Source organism: Streptomyces deccanensis (genome assembly GCF_022385335.1).
In the GTDB taxonomy this organism is placed as follows: domain Bacteria; phylum Actinomycetota; class Actinomycetes; order Streptomycetales; family Streptomycetaceae; genus Streptomyces; species Streptomyces deccanensis.
This window is the reverse complement of sequence record NZ_CP092431.1, coordinates 2,216,615-2,234,891: the sequence shown is the minus strand read 5'-3', so window position 1 is coordinate 2,234,891 and position 18,277 is coordinate 2,216,615. Positions and strand designations below refer to the sequence as shown.

Sequence of the window (18,277 nt, the reverse complement as noted above, 5' to 3'; positions counted from 1 at the left end):
CCAACCGGCGCAGGCTAGGACAGCAGGGACTCCAGGCCGCCCTCGGTGGTGGCGAGGGCCTCCAGCGTGTCGAGGGCGGCGACGGCTGCCGCCGCGGCCTCCGGGTCGCTCCGCGCGAGCCCGCTCTCCTCGAACTCGTCCTCGTCCAGCCGCAGTACGGTCCGGCCGTCGGCGGACCGCCACAGGTCCAGGTCCAGGTCCTCCACGACGACCTCCCCACCGGAGAACGTGGCGGGCCTGGTGATGTCGCAGTACCAGCCCTTCAGCGTGCCCCGCGCGTCCCGCACCTCCTTCACCGCGTACCACCGGTCGCGCCAGTAGTACTCGGTGAACACGTCACCGGGCCCGAAGCGCACGAAGCCGAAGTCCCGCACGCCCTCGGTCGCCCAGTCGGCGTGGACCACGATCCGGGTGCCGTCGTCGCTCACCAGCCGTGCGGGGTAACGGATCTTCGTGCGGCCCGCCTTGAGCAGGACGACGTCCACCTCGCGCCTCTCCTGCCCCTCCTGCCGGGAGTCAGCCGAGTTCACGGACATACCGCACCTCCGTCGCGCACACCTCGTACCCGAACCACTTGTTGACCGCGAGCATCGGCCCGTTGCCCGCGTCGTTGCCCGTGAACGCCTCCGCGTAGCCGGCGGCGCGGGCGCGGTGCAGGGAGTCGTTCTTGGCGAGCTTGGCGAGGCCCCGGCCGCGGAAGGCACGAGCGGTGCCCGTCATCGCGGTGAAGTAGCGGTCGCGGCCGTCCGTGCGGACCGCGGTGAAGGCGGCGGGGGTGCCGTCCACGACGACCACCGTGCTCAGAGCGCGGTCCAGCAGGGGGTGGTCGTAGGTCTCCTTCACCCACTGCTCGTAGTCGTCCAACTCGGCGTCGACGTCGCCCGGTTCGTCCGCCGTGGTCTCCGCGTCCAGGTCGAACAGGGGGCGCGGGTCGTCGGCGAAGTCGGCGGCCGTCCGCAGCTCCACGTCCCCGGGCGGGGCGTCGAGCGGGGGGAGGGTGCCGTGGGCCAGGTCCAGGCGCAGGAAGTGCGCGGAGCGGCTCGGCGCGTAGCCGCGGCGCTCGGCGAACGCGCGGTTCTCCGGGGTGTCCAGCACCCAGGACAGCAGCCGCCGCGCGCCCACCGCCGTCAGCCGCTCCTCGGCGGTGCGGGCCAGCAGGGCGCCCGCGCCCCGGCGCAGGTGCGCCGGGTGCACGTATATGTTGATGTCGCCCTGGCCCGGTACGGGGCTGTCGTGGGCGATGGACAGCTGCGCGGTGCCGATCACCTCGCCGTCCGCCTCGGCGACCAGCTGCCCGTGGTGGGCCTCGGGGGGAGCGTGCGTGGCGTCGTGGAGCAGGGACTCGGCGGTGCCGACCAGGAAGGGCAGGGCGTGCCGTCGTACGTCGGCGAAGGCCTCGGCGTCCGCCGGGTCGGCGGCGCGGAGGTCGCGCACGATCAATGTCATGGGTGGGCACGCTACGCGGGCGGCGCCGGGAGTCGCCTCCGATTTTCCGGCGGGTACGGGACAATCGCCGCGTGACCTTGAAGATTCGCATCGTGGACGGGGGCGCGCCCTATGAGCAGGTGCGCGCCCAGATCTCGGAACAGGCCCGCTCCGGGGCGCTGCCCGTGGGGTACCGGTTGCCGACCGTACGGGGGCTCGCCGAGCAGCTGGGGCTCGCGGCCAACACCGTCGCCAAGGCGTACCGGGCGCTGGAGACCGACGGGGTGATCGAGACGCGGGGGCGCAACGGGACGTTCGTGGCCGCGGCCGGCTCCGCCGCGGAGCGTGAGGCGGCGGTGGCGGCGGGGGCGTACGCGGAGCGGGCGCGCCGACTGGGGCTCAGCGAGACGGAGGCGTTGGCGGCGGCCCGGGACGCCCTGCGGGCCGCGTACGCGGAGTAGCGGGCGCCGCCGAGGGCTGAGCGAAGTCCGGCACCGCCGAACCACGCCGCCGTGGCTGAGCACCGTCGCGGCGGAATCAGTGAACCGGCGGACACACGTCAGCCGGGCACGACAGCCGCGAGCGGAGCGGCGCGAGAGGCCGGGGCGCGGGGCTGTGGGCCCATGGTGGGTGCCGGCGGCTTACCGGGGGACGTGCTCCGGGGTTCGGGTTGGTCGTAGGCCCGCTTTTTTCGCTGTCCTCGCGAATGTCGTCGCGTCCTGCACCGCCGCCGCGTGGGGGTCGTTGTTGAAGTAGACGTAGGCGTCGGCGGTGGCGGGCCAGGTGTCGGCGATGCGGTGGGCCCAGGTGGAGAGGGACCGCTCGCCGTAGTGGGGCCAGGGGTGGGCTCGGCCCTGGTGGAGGCGGAGGTAGGACCAGTCGGTGGTGCGCCAGAGCGGCGTGGCCGGGCGGGAGTGGCTGTCCGCCCAGCACAGGGCCGCGCCCCGGGACTCCAGGACCTCGCGGACCTCGGCGGTCCACCACGAGTCGTGGCGGGGCTCGACCGCGATCCGGGTGCCCGAGGGGAAGCAGCCCAGGCAGGCGTCCAGGAGAGCGGGGTCGGCCCGTAGCGTCGGGGGGAGCTGGAGCAGGATCGGGCCCAGACGGTCGCCCAGCCCCTCCGCGTGGCTCATCAGGCGGTGCACCGGCTCCTCGGGGTCCCGCAGGCGCTTGATGTGGGTCAGGTACCGGCTCGCCTTCACCGCGACCACGAAGTCCGCCGGCACCCTCTGCCGCCACGCCTCGAAGTTCTCCTTCGTCGGCAGCCGGTAGAACGCGTTGTTGAGCTCGACCGTCGCGAACCGCGCCGCGTACTCCTCCAGCCACAGCCGGGTGGGGCAGCCCTCCGGGTAGACGGCGCCCCGCCAGTCCTTGTACTGCCACCCCGACGTGCCGACGAACAAGGTCATACATCCATGAAAACACTCAGAGCGGAACCGCCTAGAGATCCTAGAGATACAGCCCCGCGTCCGCCCCGCCCCGCGGCTCCGGCAGCGACGTCGGTGACGTGCCCCGACGCAGCGCGTACAGCTCGGCCAGGGTCGCCCCCTCGCGCCCGACCCCCTCGTCCGTGCCGAGCCAGGAGACCGCCTCCGCGCGGGTCAGCGCACCCACCTCGATCCGGGCGAGACAGCGGCCGGGGCGGACCACGGCCGGGTGGAGGCGCTCCAGGTCCTCGTTGGTGGTGACGCCCACCAGGACGTTGCGGCCCTGGCCGAGCAGGCCGTCCGTCAGGTTCAGCAGCCGCGAGAGCGCCTGGCCCGCCGTGTGCTTGGCCTCGCCCCGGATCAGTTCGTCGCAGTCCTCCAGCAGGAGCAGCCGCCAGCGGCCCTTGCCCGCCGCGTCCTCCTCGCCGATCGCGATGTCCATCAGATAGCCGACGTCGGAGAAGAGCCGCTCGGGGTCCAGGACGCAGTCGACCTGGCACCAGTCCCGCCAGGAGCGGGCCAGCGTGCGCAGCGCGGACGTCTTGCCGGTGCCGGGCGGGCCGTGCAGCAGCAGGAGGCGGCCCGCGATGTCCTCCGGGGTCGTCTTCATCAGCCGGTCCATCGCGTCCGCCACCGGCGCCGTGTAGTTCGGCCGGACCTCCTCCCACGTACCCGCCGAGATCTGCCGGGTCGTGCGGTGCGGGCCCCGGCGCGGCGAGACGTACCAGAAACCCATCGTCACGTTCTCCGGCTGCGGCTCGGGCTCGTCGGCCGCGCCGTCGGTGGCCTGGCCGAGCACCTTCTCCGCCAGCTCGGCGGTGGTCGCGGTCACCGTGACGTCGGCGCCCCGGTTCCAGCGGGAGATCAGCACCGTCCAGCCGTCGCCCTCGGCGAGGGTCGCGCTGCGGTCGTCGTCCCGCGCGGAGCGCAGCACCCGGGCGCCCGATGGCAGCAGGGTGGCCCCGGACCGTACCCGGTCGATGTTCGCCGCGTGCGCGTACGGCTGCTCGCCCGTCGCGAAACGGCCGAGGAACAGCGCGTCGACGACATCGGACGGGGAGTCGCTGTCGTCGACGTTGAGCCGGATCGGCAGTGCGTCGTGTGGGTTGGCAGACATGTCGCCATGATCCGTCACCGAGGGCTCCCCGTGCATCCGCTTTCCGCTGCGCGCCGGTGGTGTCGGCGCGTGATGCGCCCGTGAGCCGCCCGTGAGCCGCCCGTGAGCCGCCCGTGAGCCGCCCGTGAGCCGTCATATCGCCCAGGAGTTCACCGGCGGAACCTCCCCCAGGGCGGGCCCGCGCGGTTACTGTTGCCCATGATGGGACGTCATGGGTGGATTGCGGGGGACCGGCGGTGGCGACTCGGCGCGCTGCTGGGCGTGGGGGTGGCCGCGCTGGCCCTCGTCGTGACCCTGCTCAACACACTTTCCGGGGGCGGCAGCAGCGCCGGCACCACCCCCGACGGCGACAAGGTGCACGGCACGCCCGCGACCCCGCCCGGGGACACCGGACCCAGTGTGGGCTGGGGTTTCACCCACACCCAGTTCAGCGCGGACGCGGGCAGCGGGACGGCTGTCGAGCGCGTCGAGGAGCGGCTCGCCGAGCGGCCCCTGCCGCAGATCCAGCACATCATGGGCTGGGGCGCGGGCAACCCCGAGCCCGTCGAGGGGCGTTACGACTTCGAGGAGATGGACCGGCGCATCGACTTCGTCCGCGCCACCGGCGGCACGCCCGTCGTCACCCTGTGCTGCGCGCCCGACTGGATGAAGGGCGGCAGACCGGGCGCCGACCGGACCGACTGGAGCCAGGCCGCGCTGGAGACCGCGCCCGAGCCCGAGCACTTCGCGGACTACGCCGACCTCGCCGCCACCGTCGCCAAGCGCTACCCGGACGTACGGCACTTCATCGTCTGGAACGAGTTCAAGGGCTTCTGGAACGACGCGGAGGCCCGCTGGGACTACGAGGGCTACACCGAGCTGTACAACCTCGTCCACAAGGCCCTGAAGAAGGTCGACGAGGACATCATGGTCGGCGGGCCCTACCTGGTCATGGACAGCGTCGACCCACGCCAGGAGCAGGACGCGTCGACACGGCTCAAGGGGCCGTGGGGCGCCATGGACCGGCGGATCCTCGACGCCTTCGACTACTGGAACGAGCACAAGGTCGGCGCCGACTTCGTGGTGGTCGACGGATCCAGCTACACCCGGGACGACGAGCTGGTCCCGGACGAGTTCGCGGCGACCGACAAGTTCACGGACGTGAGCCGGTGGGTGCGGGAGCGGTCCGGCGATCTGCCGCTGTGGTGGGCCGAGTACTACGTCGAACCGGCCGACGGGAACGACAACCGGCACGGCTGGTCCGAGAACCGCCGGGTCGCCGTCCAGGCCTCCGGGCTGATGGCCATGGCCAAGGGCGGTGCCACCTCCGGGTTCTACTGGAACCCGGAAGAGAAGACCGGCGAGTGCCCCGGCTGTCTGTGGACGCCGACCGACAAGCGTGACGGCGGACGCGAACTGCCCATGTACGGGCTGCTGTCCCGGTTCAGCGAGGAGTTCCCGCCGGGGACGACGTACGAGACGGTGTCCGTCGCGGCGGACGACAAGCCGAACGTGCGCGTGCTGGCCGACGACAAGGCCGTACTCGTCGTCAACACCCTCGACCGGAAGATCAGCGCCGACATCGACGGTCGGAAGTTCGACATGGCCGCGTACGAGGTGAAGTGGCTGAAGCGGTGAGCCTCACTGCGAGCCCATCGTCAGGAACCTCTGCACCAGTGACGCCAGCAGCAGGGCCAGTAGCGGCAGGCTGAACCAGAAACTGCTCTGCAGCCAGCGGAGTTGACGTACGCCGGGGCGGACCGCCACCCGGACCATCTCGCGGACGCTCAGCAGCACGATCAGGGCGATCGCGGCCAGGCCGCCCACCACCGACCACGGGGTCCAGGTGACCTGGGGGCCGATCGGGCCGGGATCGGGATCCGGGGCCTTTCCGGGCTGGTCGCGCAGGGCGAAGATCGTGGCGTCGTCGTTGGCGAAGACCTGCTCCACGTCGGCGCGCCTGTCGAGGTTCTCGATGAGCCGGGACTCCCAGTTCCCGGGGTAACCGGCGTCCATCTGGAGGTTGGTGACCTGGCTGCGGTTGACGATCAGGAACGAGCCCGCGCCCGCGTCCTTGAGCGCCTTGGCCACACCGGACACCAGGACCGGATCCACCGGCGCGAGCGTGGGCACGTACTCGACCTTCTCCATGTCCCGGGCGCCCCACGGCATCGCCGGCGTCACGTTGTTCACCGGGTCGTCGCTGAGCCACAGCAGCCGTACCGTCGGGTCGTCGTGGGCGTAGACGTACTCCATGGCGGCGACCTCGCCCGGCCGGACGCGCTCGAAGGGCTCGTTGCCCCAGCGGGCGACCAGGAAGCCGCCGATGAGGACGAGACCGGCCATCAGGGCAGCCGGCGGGCCGAGGTTCCTTCGGTCCTTCTCGCGTTCCCCGTCGGTGACGCCGGTGCGCGGGAAGAGGGCGAGCGCGCCCAGCAGCGCGGCACCCGGCAGCGCGAACATGAAGACCCGCAGGGCCATCTCACCGCCGTACGACTGCATGCCGAAGCCCAGGAACGGCACGAACGTGAGCACGAGCAGGGAGCGTTCGCGGTATTTGTTCGCGCGGCGGCGCCAGAAGCCGAGGCAAGCCAGGAGCATGACCGAGCCGGCGAGCGCCACGCGCGCGTACAGCACGAGTTTGTGGGTCGAACTGCCCTCGCCGATCCGGCCGGAGACCGAGGAGGTGACGTTCCCGCCGACCCCGCCGACCCCGCCGAAGAGTTCGTCGAAGTGGCCCGACCAGTACGGCTCGGCGAGGAAGCCCACCCAGACGGCGACCAGCACGGCGAACAGGATGGGCAGGCCGCGCAGTTCCGAGCGGCCGACCAGGACGAGGGCCGCGAGGACACCCAGCATCACGAACGGGGTGAGCTGGTGGGCCGGGACCGTCGCCGCGTACAGCGCGATCAGGACCGCGAGGAGCACCGCGCGCTGCCGGCGGTTCGTCGGCTCGACCTCCGCCTCGCCGGGGCGCACCGTGCCCCACAGCATGTGCGGGGCGCGGAACCAGACCAGCAGGATCGCGACGAAGACCAGGTAGAGGAGGTAGGTGAAGCCCTGGGGGGAGAAGTAGTCCTGGCCCACCCAGCCGCTCAGGACGAAGATCCAGACCCCTGTCCACCGGGCGCGCCAGCTCGCCCGCATATGGCGGGCGAGGAGGAACATCGGGGCCAGATAGAGGAGTTGGACGGCCGTCGGCCACCAGCGGATGATCTCGGTGAAGTCGGTGACCCCGCAGGCCCGCGCCACGAACGCCGCCGCCGCGAAGAACCCCGGCCAGCTCCACCGGGCGTCCAGGTCGGGTACGGCCGTGCCGGTGCGGTCGATGTAGTCGATGAAGCCCAGGTGCTGCCAGGCCGTCGCGAAGCGGGGTTCGGTCTCGATCACGGCGGGCAGCGCGTGCAGTGAGAACACGGTGGCCAGCAGCGTGATCAGCAGCAGCGCGCGATGCTCCCGGGCCGGCCACAGCAGCGCGGCGAACACGACCGCCAGCAGGCCAGCGCCGACCAGGGTCGGCGTCGGCAGCACGGAGATCAGGCCGAGGCCGCCCATGCGGTCCAGGTCGGAGTCGTCCAGCGCCAGCGCGGGCACCCAGTAGAGGAGCAGCGCGGAGAGCAGCAGGAAGCCGAGGACCACCCCGGTGATCGTGGGGTGCGAGAGGCGTTCGCGGAGGGACACCCGAGGTGTGTGCCGGCCGGACGGCGTCTCCTCGGCCTCGGGTGCCACCGGCTCCCGTACGGACTTCTCCAGCTTCTCGGCCTCTCGTGCGAAGTCCGGCTGCCCTTCGGCCTCTCGTGCGAAGTCCGGCTGCCCTGCGGTCTCTCGTGCGAGGTCCGGCCCGCCTGCGGCCTCTTCGAGCGGGGCGTCCTCGGGCGGACGGGTGGGCCGGTCCTGGGCCCAGGTCGGCCGGTGCTCCCCCCGCGGCAGCGCGGTGCCGGTGGGCGGGGTGCCCGGGCCGGGCCGTACGTCCGGGCGGCGTTCCAGGTGGTCGAAGTCGACATGGAGGCCGAGGGCGAGGGTGTCGGAGTCCAGGCGCCGGGACCAGGCGCCGCTCTGCTTCGCGGCGGACGCCATCCGGCCCAGGTCGGCGAGATCGCCGTCGGGCGCCGCGTCCGCGGGTACCTCGGCGGGCCCGGCGGTGCGCAGGATCCGGTACAGCCGCGGCGCGGCGATCAGCACGATCACCGCGAGGCTGGAGATCTCGGCGACGCCCGCGCCGGTCAGCCCCATCCGGGGGAGCAGGACCAGGGTCAGGCCGAGGACCAGGGCGCACAACAGTCCCTGCAGCCAGGCGAGTCCGGCGGTGCGGCTCTGGGCGCGCAGCACCGCGAAGTACGTCTCCATGACGACCCGCAGAACCGCGCCGACCGCGAACCAGCGCAGCAGCGGGGTCGCCGCGTCCGCGTAGGCCTGCCCGAAGACGGCCAGGATCCAGGGCGCCCCGAAGAACAGCACCGCGCACACCGGCAGCATGATCCGGGCCATCCGCTTCAGCGCGGCCCGGGTGTTGGCGGCCAGTCGTGCCGGGTCGTGGGCGCCCTCCACGGTCAGCGAGGCACCCATGTTGATGGCGAGCAGATTGACGGTGCCGCCGATGGTGGTGGTGATGTAGAAGTACGCGTTGTCGGCGGAGCCGACCTGCGCGGCGACGATCACCGGGACCAGATAGACGACCGCGAGCGAGAAGAGGGAGCCCGTGTAGTCACCGGCGAGGAAGCGGCCGATCTCCCGCAGCGACGGCGGGTGCGCGTGGTCCTCGGTGGCCCGCACATGGGCCGGGATGAGCCGTCGGAACACCAGCCAGCCCAGCGGCAGCACGGACATCGCGATCGCCGCGACCCAGGACACGAAGACGCCCATGGTCGGGATCGCGGCGGCGAACACCACCAGCAGCACCAGCTTCACCGCCGAGAACACGGTGTTGCCGACCGGCACCCACACCGCGCTGCGCAGCCCGGTGAGCACCCCGTCCTGGAGCGTCAGCGTCGACCAGGCGACCACCGCGAGCACGAAGAACACGGCGTAGAGCGGATCGTGCAGAAAGCTGTACGACGACCCCCACAGGCCCAGCGTCAGCAGGAACACGCCCGCCGCCAGCGCCACGACCACCGCACTGCCCGCGTACGTGCGGAAAATCAGCCGGCCGGTGTCCCGGCCCGCGACCGGGATGAACCGCGCCAGGGCACCCGTCAGCGTCAGCGCGGTGAGCCCGGCGAGGAGCTTCATCGCGGCGATCGCGGCGGAGCCCTGACCGACCGAGGCTTCGGTGTAGTAGCGGGCGGCGGCCAGCCAGAAGCCGAGGCCGAGGACGGCCGAGATACCGGTGTTCAGCATCAGGGCGTAGGCGTTGCGGAACAGCTGGTCGCCCCCTGCCCCCTTGCCCAGCCCGGGCAGGCGCAGCCTGCGGCCGGGGCCCGGCCCTGGCCCGGTCTCCTCGGTCGTGGTGTCCTCGGCCTCGTGAGCCGTGGTGGTCGTCGTGTCAGACACGGGAACGGATGGCCTTCCGGACCTGTCGTGCTCTTCGGACCATGGCGTACCCCTTGGTCAGGGCACGGTCCCGGGCGAAGGTGCGGGCGATCGCACGGCCCTCGACGAGCCGCTCGAACTCCGCGAGGTCCGTGGAACGCCGCACGGTCACCCGCCGCAGCGCGTACGGGCCCTGTGCGCGCCGGGCCAGTGCGTTGCCGACGGCGAGCGACTGGGCGAAGCCCGTCTCGCGCACCGCCACGCGCACCCGGCGGCTGGAGTAGCCGTACGGGTAGGCGAACGAGACGGGCCGGGTGCCCAGTTCGTCGGCGACGATCTGCCGGCAGCGCCGCAGCTCGAACCGGAGCCGGTCGTCGTCCAGCATGTCGAGCTGGGGATGGGTGTGGCTGTGCCCGCCGATCTCCACGCCGTGGTCGGCGAGCTCGCGGACCTGGTCCCAGTCGAGCATGGTGTCGAGGGCCTCGCCGTTGTCGTGGGGGCCCTCGATCCAGCCCGTGGTGACGAACAGCGAGGCCGCGAAGCCGTGTTTGGCGAGGACGGGCAGGGCGTGCCGGTGCACGCCCGCGTAGCCGTCGTCGAAGGTGATCAGCACGGGCCGGGCGGGCAGCGGGCGGCCGTGCCGCCAACTTGCCGCCAGGTCGGCGGTGTTCACCGGGGTGAGGCCCAGGTCGTCGATGAGCGCCAGCTGTTCCGCGAAGGCCTCCGGGGTCACCGACAGGTCCTTGGTGGCGTCGTTCGGCGCGGTGGACACCGCGTGGTACATCAGGATCGGCACGGCCGCAGCCGTCCCCGCCGGCCCCGCCGTCCCCGTCGTTTCCGTCATGACGAGCCCCCCTCGCCCCCCTTGCCGACCGGGCCGCCCGGGATCTCGCCGACCGAGAACGTGACCTCGCCCCTGCGGGCCCGGACGCTCCCCACAACGTACCCCCCGGCCGCCGCCGCCACCCCCGTGACGATCGCGCCCGCACGTCCCGCGCCGCCCGCGCGGCCGAGCAGCGCGTCCCGCAGACCGCGCGCCACCCCGGCGGGCAGTACCCGGGTGGTGTAGCGGCGCTCCGACTCCAGCCCCTTGTCCGTGCCCACGCTGCGCGCCACCAGCGCCTTCGACAGCCCTTCGGCGTAGGTGCGCGCGCGGAAGTACGCGAAGCGCTCCCGCACGTCCGGCACCCGGTGGTGGATCACCGCCCGGTCGTCGAGCAGCAGCACCGCGTCCGGCCGGGCCCGGGAGAGCCGGATGCACAGTTCCGTCTCCTCGCAGCCCAGCGGGCGCTTGTCGCCGTCGCGGCCGATACCGGTGGCGAAGCCCCCGGCCGCGTCGAAGGCGCCGCGGCGGAAGGAGGCGTTGCCGCCGAGGACGTTGCGGACCTCGGCGACACCGCCGGGCAGCCCCTTGTAGGCGCAGCCCACCACCCAGTCGAACTCCTCGGGGAACCAGGCCGGGCGGCGGCCGGACGCCCACACGGGCACCGTACGGCCGCCGACGGCCATGACCCGGGGGTCGGCGTATCCCTGGACGAAGTAGCGCAGCCAGTCGCGCTCGGCCACGGCGTCGTCGTCGAGGAAGGCGATGATCTCCCCGTACGAGGCGGCGATGCCCGTGTTGCGGCCGGCGGACAGCCCCCGGGGGCCCGCGTTGGCGAGCACGCGCACCTCATGGACCTCTTTGTACTCCCCGGTCAGACGCTCCAGCAGGGACCGGTTGTGGTCCACCACCAGGAGCGTCTCCAGGGCCGGCCGGGACTGTGCGCGCACCGAGGAGACCGCCGCGAGGATGTCCTCCCAGCGGTCCTCGGTGTACACACAGATCACGACCGAGACGGTCGGCTCGTTCAAGACGACTCTCCCCGCCCGGCGGTGAGCATCGTCGGGGCCGAACGGCGGCGCAGGGCGCGCCGGTTGGAGCGCTCCTTGAGGATCACCTTCAGCACCCGCAGTCCGTCGCGGACGGCCCGCAGATTGCTCGCGCCGTGGATGCGCAGGTACTCGTGGCTGGGGATCTCCTGCACCCTCAGGCCCGCCTTGACCACCCGGATGTTCATCAGGGTCTCCACCTCGAAGCCGGTGCAGTCGAGGTCGATCTTGTCGAGGCAGTGCCGCCAGAACGCGTTGTAGCCGTAGCACAGGTCGGTGTAGCGGGCGCCGAACTTGCGGTTCACGGTGGTGCACAGCGCCCAGTTGCCGAGCTTGCGGATCAGGGTCATGTCGTCGGTGCCGCCGCCGTTGGCGAAGCGGGAGCCCTTGGCGAAGTCGGCGCCCGAGACGAGGGCGGAGACGTACGACACGATCTCGTGCCCGTCGGCCGAGCCGTCCGCGTCGACCATCACGATGATGTCACCGGTGCACGCCTCGAAGCCGGTGATCAGGGCGTCCCCCTTGCCCTTGCCCTGCTGCGGGACGACCTTGACGTCCGGCCACAGTTCGCGGGCCACCTCGACCGTGTTGTCGGTGGAGTTGCCGTCGACCAGGACCACCTCGTGGATCCAGCCGGGCAGCGTCTTGAAGACGTACGGCAGGTTCTCCGCCTCGTTCATGGCGGGGATCACCACGCTCACCGGCGGTGCGATGGCCAGGTGGTGGGAGATCGGCCGGTACTTCGCGAGCGCCGACGTCTCGGCGCTCTCGGTATCGGATTCGGATATCGCCGGGCGCAGAACTGAGCTCATGAGTCTGGTCCCTCTCGTCCGGTGAACCACCCGCCCCTGGGTGGTTCGGAATGTTGTCCGGTTCGAAAGGGGGGTTCTCACTCACGGCACGGCGAAGTGGATCTCCGTGCGTGCCGGGTGAGCTGGCAAAAAGCCGGCCGACTGTCGCGACTCGGCAGTCGGTCGCGCGGCACGACTCGATGAACGGTGTGCTCACCGAGCACGGCACCCCCCTACCGCGCCCCGCGCCGGGACCGCCGCGCTCCTTGAGCCCTCCCCTAGGAGCATGTGCCGACGGACCGATGCGGGTTTATGTACAGCGATGCAAGACGGTATTGATGATTGAGACCATATGGCAAGACCTCGTACGAGGTCTCACGTTTTTGTTGATGTGTCCGTTAGCTGACCTCCCGACCGGATTTTCCCCATCCGTTTCAACAATCTGTCGGCAGGTTCGAACAGTTCCGGTCGGGCCAGCACAGCGTTCCGCAAGGCCCTGACCGGCGCCCGTCGCGCCCGGTGCCCGAGCGCCACCGGATGGCGCCGGGTGACCCACCCCTCCGACACCGAGATCTCCCGGGTCTTCAGGGAGTCCTTGTACTGCTTCTGCCCCCGGCCCAGGTCCAGGTAGGCGATGCCGTCGGCGGCGCCCTCCTCGGCCATGTGCAGATGCAGCAGCAGGCCCGGCGAGAACCTCGCGAACGCCGGGTCGTACGCCGGGAACCAGCATGTCAGTACCCGCTCGGAGCGCAGTCCGAAATGAGCCGCGGCCGGCTTGCCGTCCGCGTACAGCACGGACAGCTGGCCGGCGAAGGAGGCGGAGCGGGTGTGGAAGAGCTGGTGCACCAGGCGGGTGATCCACGGGTGCGCGAAGCGGTCGCTGCGCCCCGTCCTGCGGTACTGCGCCGACTTCCAGGCCATCAGGGTGCGCAGGGCCCCCGGGTCCCGCTCGTCGTGCACATAACGCACCTCGTTCACCGCGCGGCCGAGCCTGCGCTCCTTGGCGAACGTCGAGCGGAGGAACTTCGGCGAGCGGGCCCGCACCTGGCCCAGATACGCCTCGTAGCCCTGCTCCAGATCCATGACCGGCGACGGGAAGCTGTCGGTGACATGAGCGGCGAACGGCGTCTGGCCCGCCGCCAGATGGTCGAACTCCCACACCGCGAGCCCGCAGGCACGCAGCAGTTCCTCGGGGTCCCAGGTGAAGCCCGGCCGGTGGACCACGCCCTGGCAGTCGGAGAGGCCGAGACCGACGGCTCTGCCCACCCCGACGGTGGTTCTCTGGTACGGGAAGAAGGCCGCCGGTTCGCCGCCCTCCCGTACGACCGCGATCCGTACCCCACGTCTGCAGCGGCCCACCGCGAGGGCGAACTCCGGGGACAGGAACGGGTTCGCCAGTTCGGGCGCGCCGTGGAGATGGGCCTTGGACTGCAGAGCGGTCCAGGCCGCCCGATCGGCGGCGGTCAGTTCGCCGGGGCGGTACACACTGATGTCCACGTCTCAGGTCCGTCTTCTCTCCGTACGGGCGCCCGGGCGCCGTACCAGACTCGGCAGGAGAACGAGCGAGCTGATCACGGTCACGGCCGTGATCCCACCGGTCACCGACCACGAGTGGGTGGCGATCATGCCCTGGGCGACGAGGAGGTTCACCGCGATCGCGCCCGCGAAGGACGTCACGACCCGGGCGAACGGCTCCAGTCCGCGCAGTACGGCCCCGATGGCGGCTCCTGGCGCGACGAGGAGGAAGAACAGGGTGAACGGGCCGCGCAGCACGGAGTCGGTGTCGGCGAGCGCGAGCACCGCGCCGACCCCCGCCACGGCCGCGGCCACGCCCGCCAGCAGCGGCCCCCCACTGTCTGACAACGATGGCTTGATACCCGAGGTCTGCATTGGCGACTTTGCCCCCTGAAGCGCCGGATGCCGGGCTTCAATGTCGCTCAGTCGGCGCGGGGGAGTCAATACGTCGAGACCCGCCACGCCCGACCGTATGCCCGATTGTCACGCGTCGCGAGGAGATGCGCGGTCGCACACGAAGAATCCCCGGAGGCGACCCGCGCCTCCGGGGAAACTTCTCTCACAAGGGGACTTTCACACAGGGACCCTCACAGAGGGGCGGTCGCCCTTACGGGACGATCTGCAGCAGGCGGTTCGGGGAACCGGTGCCGGGGCTGGTGACCTTGCCGGTCACGGCGCCGGCGGTCAGGGCCGAGGCGACCTGGGCCGGGGTGGCCGAGGTGTGGCCGGCCAGGTAGACGGCGGCCGCGCCCGCGACGTGCGGCGTGGCCATCGAGGTGCCCGAGATGGTGTTGGTCGCGGTGTCGCTGGTGTACCAGCCGGCCGTGATCGACGAGCCCGGGGCGAAGATGTCCAGGACCGAGCCGAAGTTGGAGTAGCTCGCCCGGGCGTCCGTGTTGGTGGTGGCGCCGACCGTGATCGCCTCGGTGACGCGGGCCGGGGAGTACGAGGAGGCGTTGGCGCTGCTGTTGCCGGCCGCGACGGCGTAGGTCACACCGCTGGATATGGAGTTGCGGACGGCCGTGTCGATGGCGGTGGAGGCGCCGCCGCCGAGCGACATGTTGGCGACGGAGGGGCCGCTGTGGTTCGCGGTCACCCAGTCGATGCCCGCGACGACGCCGGCCGTGGTGCCCGAGCCGGCGTTGTTCAGCACGCGCACGGCCACGATCTTCGCCTTCTTGGCGATGCCGTAGGTCGAGCCCGCGATCGTGGACGCGACGTGCGTGCCGTGGCCGTTGCCGTCCTGGGCGACGCTGTCGCCGTCGACGGCGTCGTAGCCGTTGACCGCCCGGCCGCCGAACTGGGCGTGCGAGATGCGCACACCGGTGTCGATGACGTACGCCGTCACCCCGCTGCCCGCGCTGTCCGGGTAGGTGTACGTGCCGGAGAGCGGCAGCGACGCCTGGTCGGAGCGGTCCAGGCCCCACGGGGCGTTGGTCTGGGTGGCGTCGACGGTGAAGACCTGGTCCTGCTCGACGGAGGCGACCGCCGGGTCGGCGGCGAGTCTCTTCGCCTCGGTCGCGGAGAGCTTCGCCGAGTAGCCGTTGAGCGCGGACTTGAAGGTCCGCTTCACCGTGCCGCCGTACTCCTCGACCAGGTCCTTGCCCGCGCTCGACGCGGCCTTGAGGCCCGCGCCCTTCTTGAGCGTGACGATGTAGCTGTCCTTGACGGCGGTGGGGGAGCCGGCCGCGAGCACCTTGCCCTCGGCCGGGGCGGCCTGGGCGGGGAGCGCGGTCAGACCGCCGAGCAGGGCGGCGGTCGCCACGGTGGTGACGGCGGCGACGCGGATGTTCTTGCTACGCAGGTGTGCCATTACGAGGGTTTCCTCCTCATAGGCGACGCGCGCCCGGGTGGGGCGCGCGTTCGTGGGGGGCGCGTGCGGGATCGCACGCACGGCCGGGAGCGTCGCGTTCCGCTCGCGGCTGTAAGCAGACTGGGTGATCTACGGGTGTAGCTCAAGAGAGTTGAAGCGTTGTCATGTTTCTGTCACGTATCTGAAATCGAACGCCGATGGAACGCGGTGGGTACGTTCGCTTGCGGACGGGAAAGTATTGACATGAACACTTCCGATCAACACGCGTAGTTGCTACGACGGTTGAGGCAGAGATCCTGCTAAAGGGAGGTTCCATGAGACGTTCCCGACTTGCGGCATACATGACCTCGCTCCTCCTCGCCGTCGGCGTCACCCTCACCGGGGCCGCGACGGCGCAGGCGTCCCAACAGGCCGCCGCCACCGGCTATGTGGCGCTCGGCGACTCCTATTCCTCGGGTGTCGGTGCGGGGAGTTACCTCTCCTCCAGCGGCGACTGCAAGCGCAGCACGAAGGCCTACCCCTACCTCTGGGCGGCCGCCAACGCTCCCTCGACCTTCGCCTTCACGGCCTGCTCGGGCGCCCGAACGGGTGATGTTCTGGCGAGTCAACTGGGGCCGCTTAGTGCGGACACGGGGCTGGTCTCCGTCTCCGTCGGCGGCAACGACGCCGGCTTCGCCGACGTCATGACGACCTGCGTCCTGCAGTCCGACAGCGCCTGCGTCTCCCGCATCAACACGGCGAAGGCGTACGTCGACTCGACGCTCCCCGGTCAACTCGACAAGGTGTACTCGTCGATCAGCGCGAAGGCACCGGCCGCCCATGTGGTCGTGCTCGGCTACCCCCGCTTCTACCAGCTCGGCGGCACCTGCCCCGGCCTCTCCCAGGCCAAGCGGACCGCCATCAACAACGCCGCCGACTACCTGAACACCGCGATCGCCAAACGCGCCGCCGACCACGGGTTCACCTTCGGCGACGTGCGCTCCGCGTTCACCGGCCACGAACTGTGCTCGGGCAGCGCGTGGCTGCACAGCCTCAACCTGCTGAACATCGGCGAGTCGTACCACCCGAAGGCCGCGGGCCAGTCGGGCGGCTACCTGCCGGTGTTCAGGAACGCGGCCTGACGGCCCCGTTCAGGGCTCCGGCGCCGGCTCCGGCTTCGTCGTAGTCGGCGTCCGAGTCGCTGTAGCCGTCCGGGTTCTCCGAGTCGTCGGAGGGGGAGGTCCCGCCCGTGGTCGGGGCCTCCGACTCGCACGTCACCGAGAACGCGACCTTGTTCGACTCCGTCTTCACCGGGCCGCGCACCTCGACGCTGATCTCGTCCGTGTGGCTCCCGTTGGTCGAGACGACGACCCGGTCCTGCTTGGTCTTCTCACCACCGGACGCGAACGACAGGGTCTTCCAGCCCTCGTCCTCGACCTCGCCGCTCCTCGCCACCCACCGGTAGTCGACGTCCACGGGGACGCTGCCCACGGTGAACGTCGCGGTGAAGGTGGGCGCCTCGGCGTCCTGCGGCGGACAGGCGCCGGTGTAGTCGGTGTTCGAACCCTCGACGGTCACCTTGACCGACTGCGCGGGCGGTTCGGTGGTCGGCTTCTCCTCGTCGGTGGGCGTGTCCGAGGGCGTGGCGTCGCCGCTCGTCTCGTCCCCGCCGCCGGGTTCCTCGCCCGTACCGCCGTCGCCCGTCTGGTCGTTGGTGCCGCCCACCGTGCCCGCCCCGTTGGTCGGAGTGCCGTCCTTCCCGCCGTCGTCCCGGTTGACCAGGGCGTACGTCAGACCGGCGATGGCGAAGGCGATCGCCGCGATCCCCGCGACCAGGAAGACGAGGGCCCGGCGGTTGCGGTCCGGCCCACGCGTCGGTACCGGGGACGGGTGTGTCGCCGCCGGGGTGGGGTGCGGCGGGGTCGGCGGCCCGAACTCGTTCGTGCCCGGCCCCGGTCCGGTCCGCGCGCCCGGGCTCGGGAAGGCCGCCACCGTCGGGCTGTACGGGGTGGTGGGAGCCGTGTCGGAGTACGCGGCGCCTCCCGCGGAGGGGGTGCCCCCGGCGCCGATGATCCGCAGGTCCCGCTCGGCCTGCTCGGCGGGGATCCGTTCGGCCGGATCCTTGCGCAGCAGCCCCTCGATCACCGGTGTCAGCGGACCGGCCCGGTGCGGCGGCGGAAGCTCCTCGTCGACCACCGCGCGCAGGGTGCTCAGCGGCGTGTTCTGCCGGAACGGCGAGTTGCCCTCGACCGCCGCGTACAGCAGCACCCCGAGCGACCACAGGTCCGACTCGGGGCCGAACGCCCGGCCGAGCGCCCGCTCGGGGGCGAGGAACTCCGGGGAGCCGATGACCTCACCGGTCATGGTCAGCGCGGAGCTGCCCTCGACCGTGGCGATGCCGAAGTCGGTGAGCACCACCCGGTTGTCGTTGGAGATGAGCACGTTGGCCGGTTTCACGTCCCGGTGCAGCACCCCGGCCTCGTGCGCGGCGCGCAGCGCGGACAGCACCTCGGCGCCGATCTGCGCGGCGCGCTGAGGAGACAGGGGGCCCTCGCCGTCCAGGAGGTCGGCGAGCGACAAGCCGCGCACCAGCTCCATCACGATCCACGGGCGGCCGTCCTCCATCGCCACGTCGTACACCGTGACGACATTGCGGTTGGCGACCCGGGCCGCCGCCCACGCCTCCCGCTCCAGCCGGGCGTACATCCGCTCGACGTCGGAGACCGCGATCCCGCCCGGCGCCCGCACCTCCTTGACGGCGACCTCGCGGTGCAGCACCTCGTCGCGGGCCCGCCACACGGTGCCCATGCCGCCCTCGCCCAGCGGGGTCAGCAGCCGGTAGCGGCCCGCGATCACCCGTTCACCGCCCGGTTCTTCGGACACGGCCATC

Annotated in this window: 15 protein-coding genes; 3 read left to right on the top strand and 12 right to left on the bottom strand. The window is 71.6% G+C overall.

Annotation, left to right across the window (positions count from 1 at the left end; translation table 11 throughout):
• Window positions 1-14: 14 nt before the first annotated feature.
• Together L3078_RS09965 and L3078_RS09960 are read right to left on the bottom strand one after the other, a co-directional pair.
• A complete protein-coding gene (locus tag L3078_RS09965; RefSeq protein WP_239753061.1) occupies window positions 15-536 on the bottom strand; it encodes a ribonuclease FAU-1 family protein in 522 nt (173 codons plus the stop codon).
• Complete coding sequence (locus tag L3078_RS09960; protein ID WP_239753060.1) at window positions 517-1,446, bottom strand: GNAT family N-acetyltransferase; 930 nt, start codon at window positions 1,444-1,446, stop codon at window positions 517-519. The genes L3078_RS09965 and L3078_RS09960 overlap by 20 nt, the downstream gene beginning before the upstream one ends.
• A gap of 71 nt (window positions 1,447-1,517) precedes the next feature.
• Between L3078_RS09960 and L3078_RS09955 the strand changes: the two genes are divergently transcribed.
• On the top strand, window positions 1,518-1,886 hold the full coding sequence (locus L3078_RS09955; protein ID WP_239753059.1) for a GntR family transcriptional regulator: 369 nt from the start codon (window positions 1,518-1,520) through the stop codon (window positions 1,884-1,886).
• 180 nt (window positions 1,887-2,066) lie between these two features.
• Here the strand turns inward: L3078_RS09955 and L3078_RS09950 are convergent, their stop codons facing one another.
• Both L3078_RS09950 and L3078_RS09945 read right to left on the bottom strand, forming a co-directional pair.
• Window positions 2,067-2,834, bottom strand: a complete 768-nt coding sequence (locus L3078_RS09950) for a DUF72 domain-containing protein (protein WP_239753058.1) — start codon at window positions 2,832-2,834, stop codon at window positions 2,067-2,069.
• 40 nt (window positions 2,835-2,874) lie between these two features.
• On the bottom strand, window positions 2,875-3,969 hold the full coding sequence (locus tag L3078_RS09945; RefSeq protein ID WP_239753057.1) for a DUF5925 domain-containing protein: 1,095 nt from the start codon (window positions 3,967-3,969) through the stop codon (window positions 2,875-2,877).
• Between the two features lie 201 nt (window positions 3,970-4,170).
• On the opposite strand from L3078_RS09945, the gene L3078_RS09940 reads away from it, so the two are divergent.
• Entirely contained in the window at window positions 4,171-5,586 is a 1,416-nt protein-coding gene (locus L3078_RS09940) for a GH39 family glycosyl hydrolase (RefSeq protein ID WP_239760266.1), read from the top strand.
• A 3-nt stretch (window positions 5,587-5,589) separates the two neighbouring features.
• On the opposite strand, the gene L3078_RS09935 is transcribed toward L3078_RS09940, so the two are convergent.
• From L3078_RS09935 to L3078_RS09905, 7 genes are all read right to left on the bottom strand, one after another.
• Entirely contained in the window at window positions 5,590-9,438 is a 3,849-nt protein-coding gene (locus L3078_RS09935; RefSeq protein ID WP_239753056.1) for a lipopolysaccharide biosynthesis protein, read from the bottom strand.
• On the bottom strand, window positions 9,431-10,261 hold the full coding sequence (locus L3078_RS09930) for a polysaccharide deacetylase family protein (protein WP_239753055.1): 831 nt from the start codon (window positions 10,259-10,261) through the stop codon (window positions 9,431-9,433). The genes L3078_RS09935 and L3078_RS09930 overlap by 8 nt, the downstream gene beginning before the upstream one ends.
• A complete protein-coding gene (locus tag L3078_RS09925; RefSeq protein ID WP_239753054.1) occupies window positions 10,258-11,271 on the bottom strand; it encodes a glycosyltransferase family 2 protein in 1,014 nt (337 codons plus the stop codon). The genes L3078_RS09930 and L3078_RS09925 overlap by 4 nt, the downstream gene beginning before the upstream one ends.
• Window positions 11,268-12,101, bottom strand: a complete 834-nt coding sequence (locus L3078_RS09920) for a glycosyltransferase family 2 protein (RefSeq protein WP_239753053.1) — start codon at window positions 12,099-12,101, stop codon at window positions 11,268-11,270. Before L3078_RS09920 ends, L3078_RS09925 begins: the two co-directional genes overlap by 4 nt.
• A gap of 354 nt (window positions 12,102-12,455) precedes the next feature.
• The gene (locus L3078_RS09915; RefSeq protein WP_239753052.1) at window positions 12,456-13,577 is read right to left on the bottom strand and encodes a GNAT family N-acetyltransferase; all 1,122 of its coding nucleotides are present in this window, start codon (window positions 13,575-13,577) and stop codon (window positions 12,456-12,458) included.
• Window positions 13,578-13,580: 3 nt separating this feature from the next.
• Window positions 13,581-13,943, bottom strand: coding sequence for a hypothetical protein (locus tag L3078_RS09910; protein WP_338059478.1), 363 nt, complete (start codon window positions 13,941-13,943; stop codon window positions 13,581-13,583).
• A gap of 259 nt (window positions 13,944-14,202) precedes the next feature.
• The gene (locus L3078_RS09905; protein ID WP_239753050.1) at window positions 14,203-15,408 is read right to left on the bottom strand and encodes a S8 family peptidase; all 1,206 of its coding nucleotides are present in this window, start codon (window positions 15,406-15,408) and stop codon (window positions 14,203-14,205) included.
• 314 nt (window positions 15,409-15,722) lie between these two features.
• Here L3078_RS09905 and L3078_RS09900 point away from each other — a divergent pair, with 314 nt between their 5' ends.
• Complete coding sequence (locus L3078_RS09900) at window positions 15,723-16,529, top strand: SGNH/GDSL hydrolase family protein (RefSeq protein WP_239753049.1); 807 nt, start codon at window positions 15,723-15,725, stop codon at window positions 16,527-16,529.
• Here L3078_RS09900 and L3078_RS09895 read toward each other — a convergent pair.
• Window positions 16,513-18,276, bottom strand: a complete 1,764-nt coding sequence (locus tag L3078_RS09895) for a serine/threonine-protein kinase (protein ID WP_239753048.1) — start codon at window positions 18,274-18,276, stop codon at window positions 16,513-16,515. The genes L3078_RS09900 and L3078_RS09895 overlap by 17 nt on opposite strands.
• Window position 18,277: the final 1 nt, after the last annotated feature.

Coding starts and splice junctions, on each gene's coding strand:
- L3078_RS09895 (WP_239753048.1), bottom strand. CDS start 18,276: ATGGCCGTGTCCGAAGAACCGGGCGGTGAACGGGTGATCGCGGGCCGC.
- L3078_RS09945 (WP_239753057.1), bottom strand. CDS start 3,969: ATGTCTGCCAACCCACACGACGCACTGCCGATCCGGCTCAACGTCGAC.
- L3078_RS09965 (WP_239753061.1), bottom strand. CDS start 536: ATGTCCGTGAACTCGGCTGACTCCCGGCAGGAGGGGCAGGAGAGGCGC.
- L3078_RS09940 (WP_239760266.1), top strand. CDS start 4,171: ATGGGACGTCATGGGTGGATTGCGGGGGACCGGCGGTGGCGACTCGGC.
- L3078_RS09900 (WP_239753049.1), top strand. CDS start 15,723: ATGAGACGTTCCCGACTTGCGGCATACATGACCTCGCTCCTCCTCGCC.
- L3078_RS09920 (WP_239753053.1), bottom strand. CDS start 12,101: ATGAGCTCAGTTCTGCGCCCGGCGATATCCGAATCCGATACCGAGAGC.
- L3078_RS09960 (WP_239753060.1), bottom strand. CDS start 1,446: ATGACATTGATCGTGCGCGACCTCCGCGCCGCCGACCCGGCGGACGCC.
- L3078_RS09930 (WP_239753055.1), bottom strand. CDS start 10,261: ATGACGGAAACGACGGGGACGGCGGGGCCGGCGGGGACGGCTGCGGCC.
- L3078_RS09905 (WP_239753050.1), bottom strand. CDS start 15,408: ATGGCACACCTGCGTAGCAAGAACATCCGCGTCGCCGCCGTCACCACC.
- L3078_RS09950 (WP_239753058.1), bottom strand. CDS start 2,834: ATGACCTTGTTCGTCGGCACGTCGGGGTGGCAGTACAAGGACTGGCGG.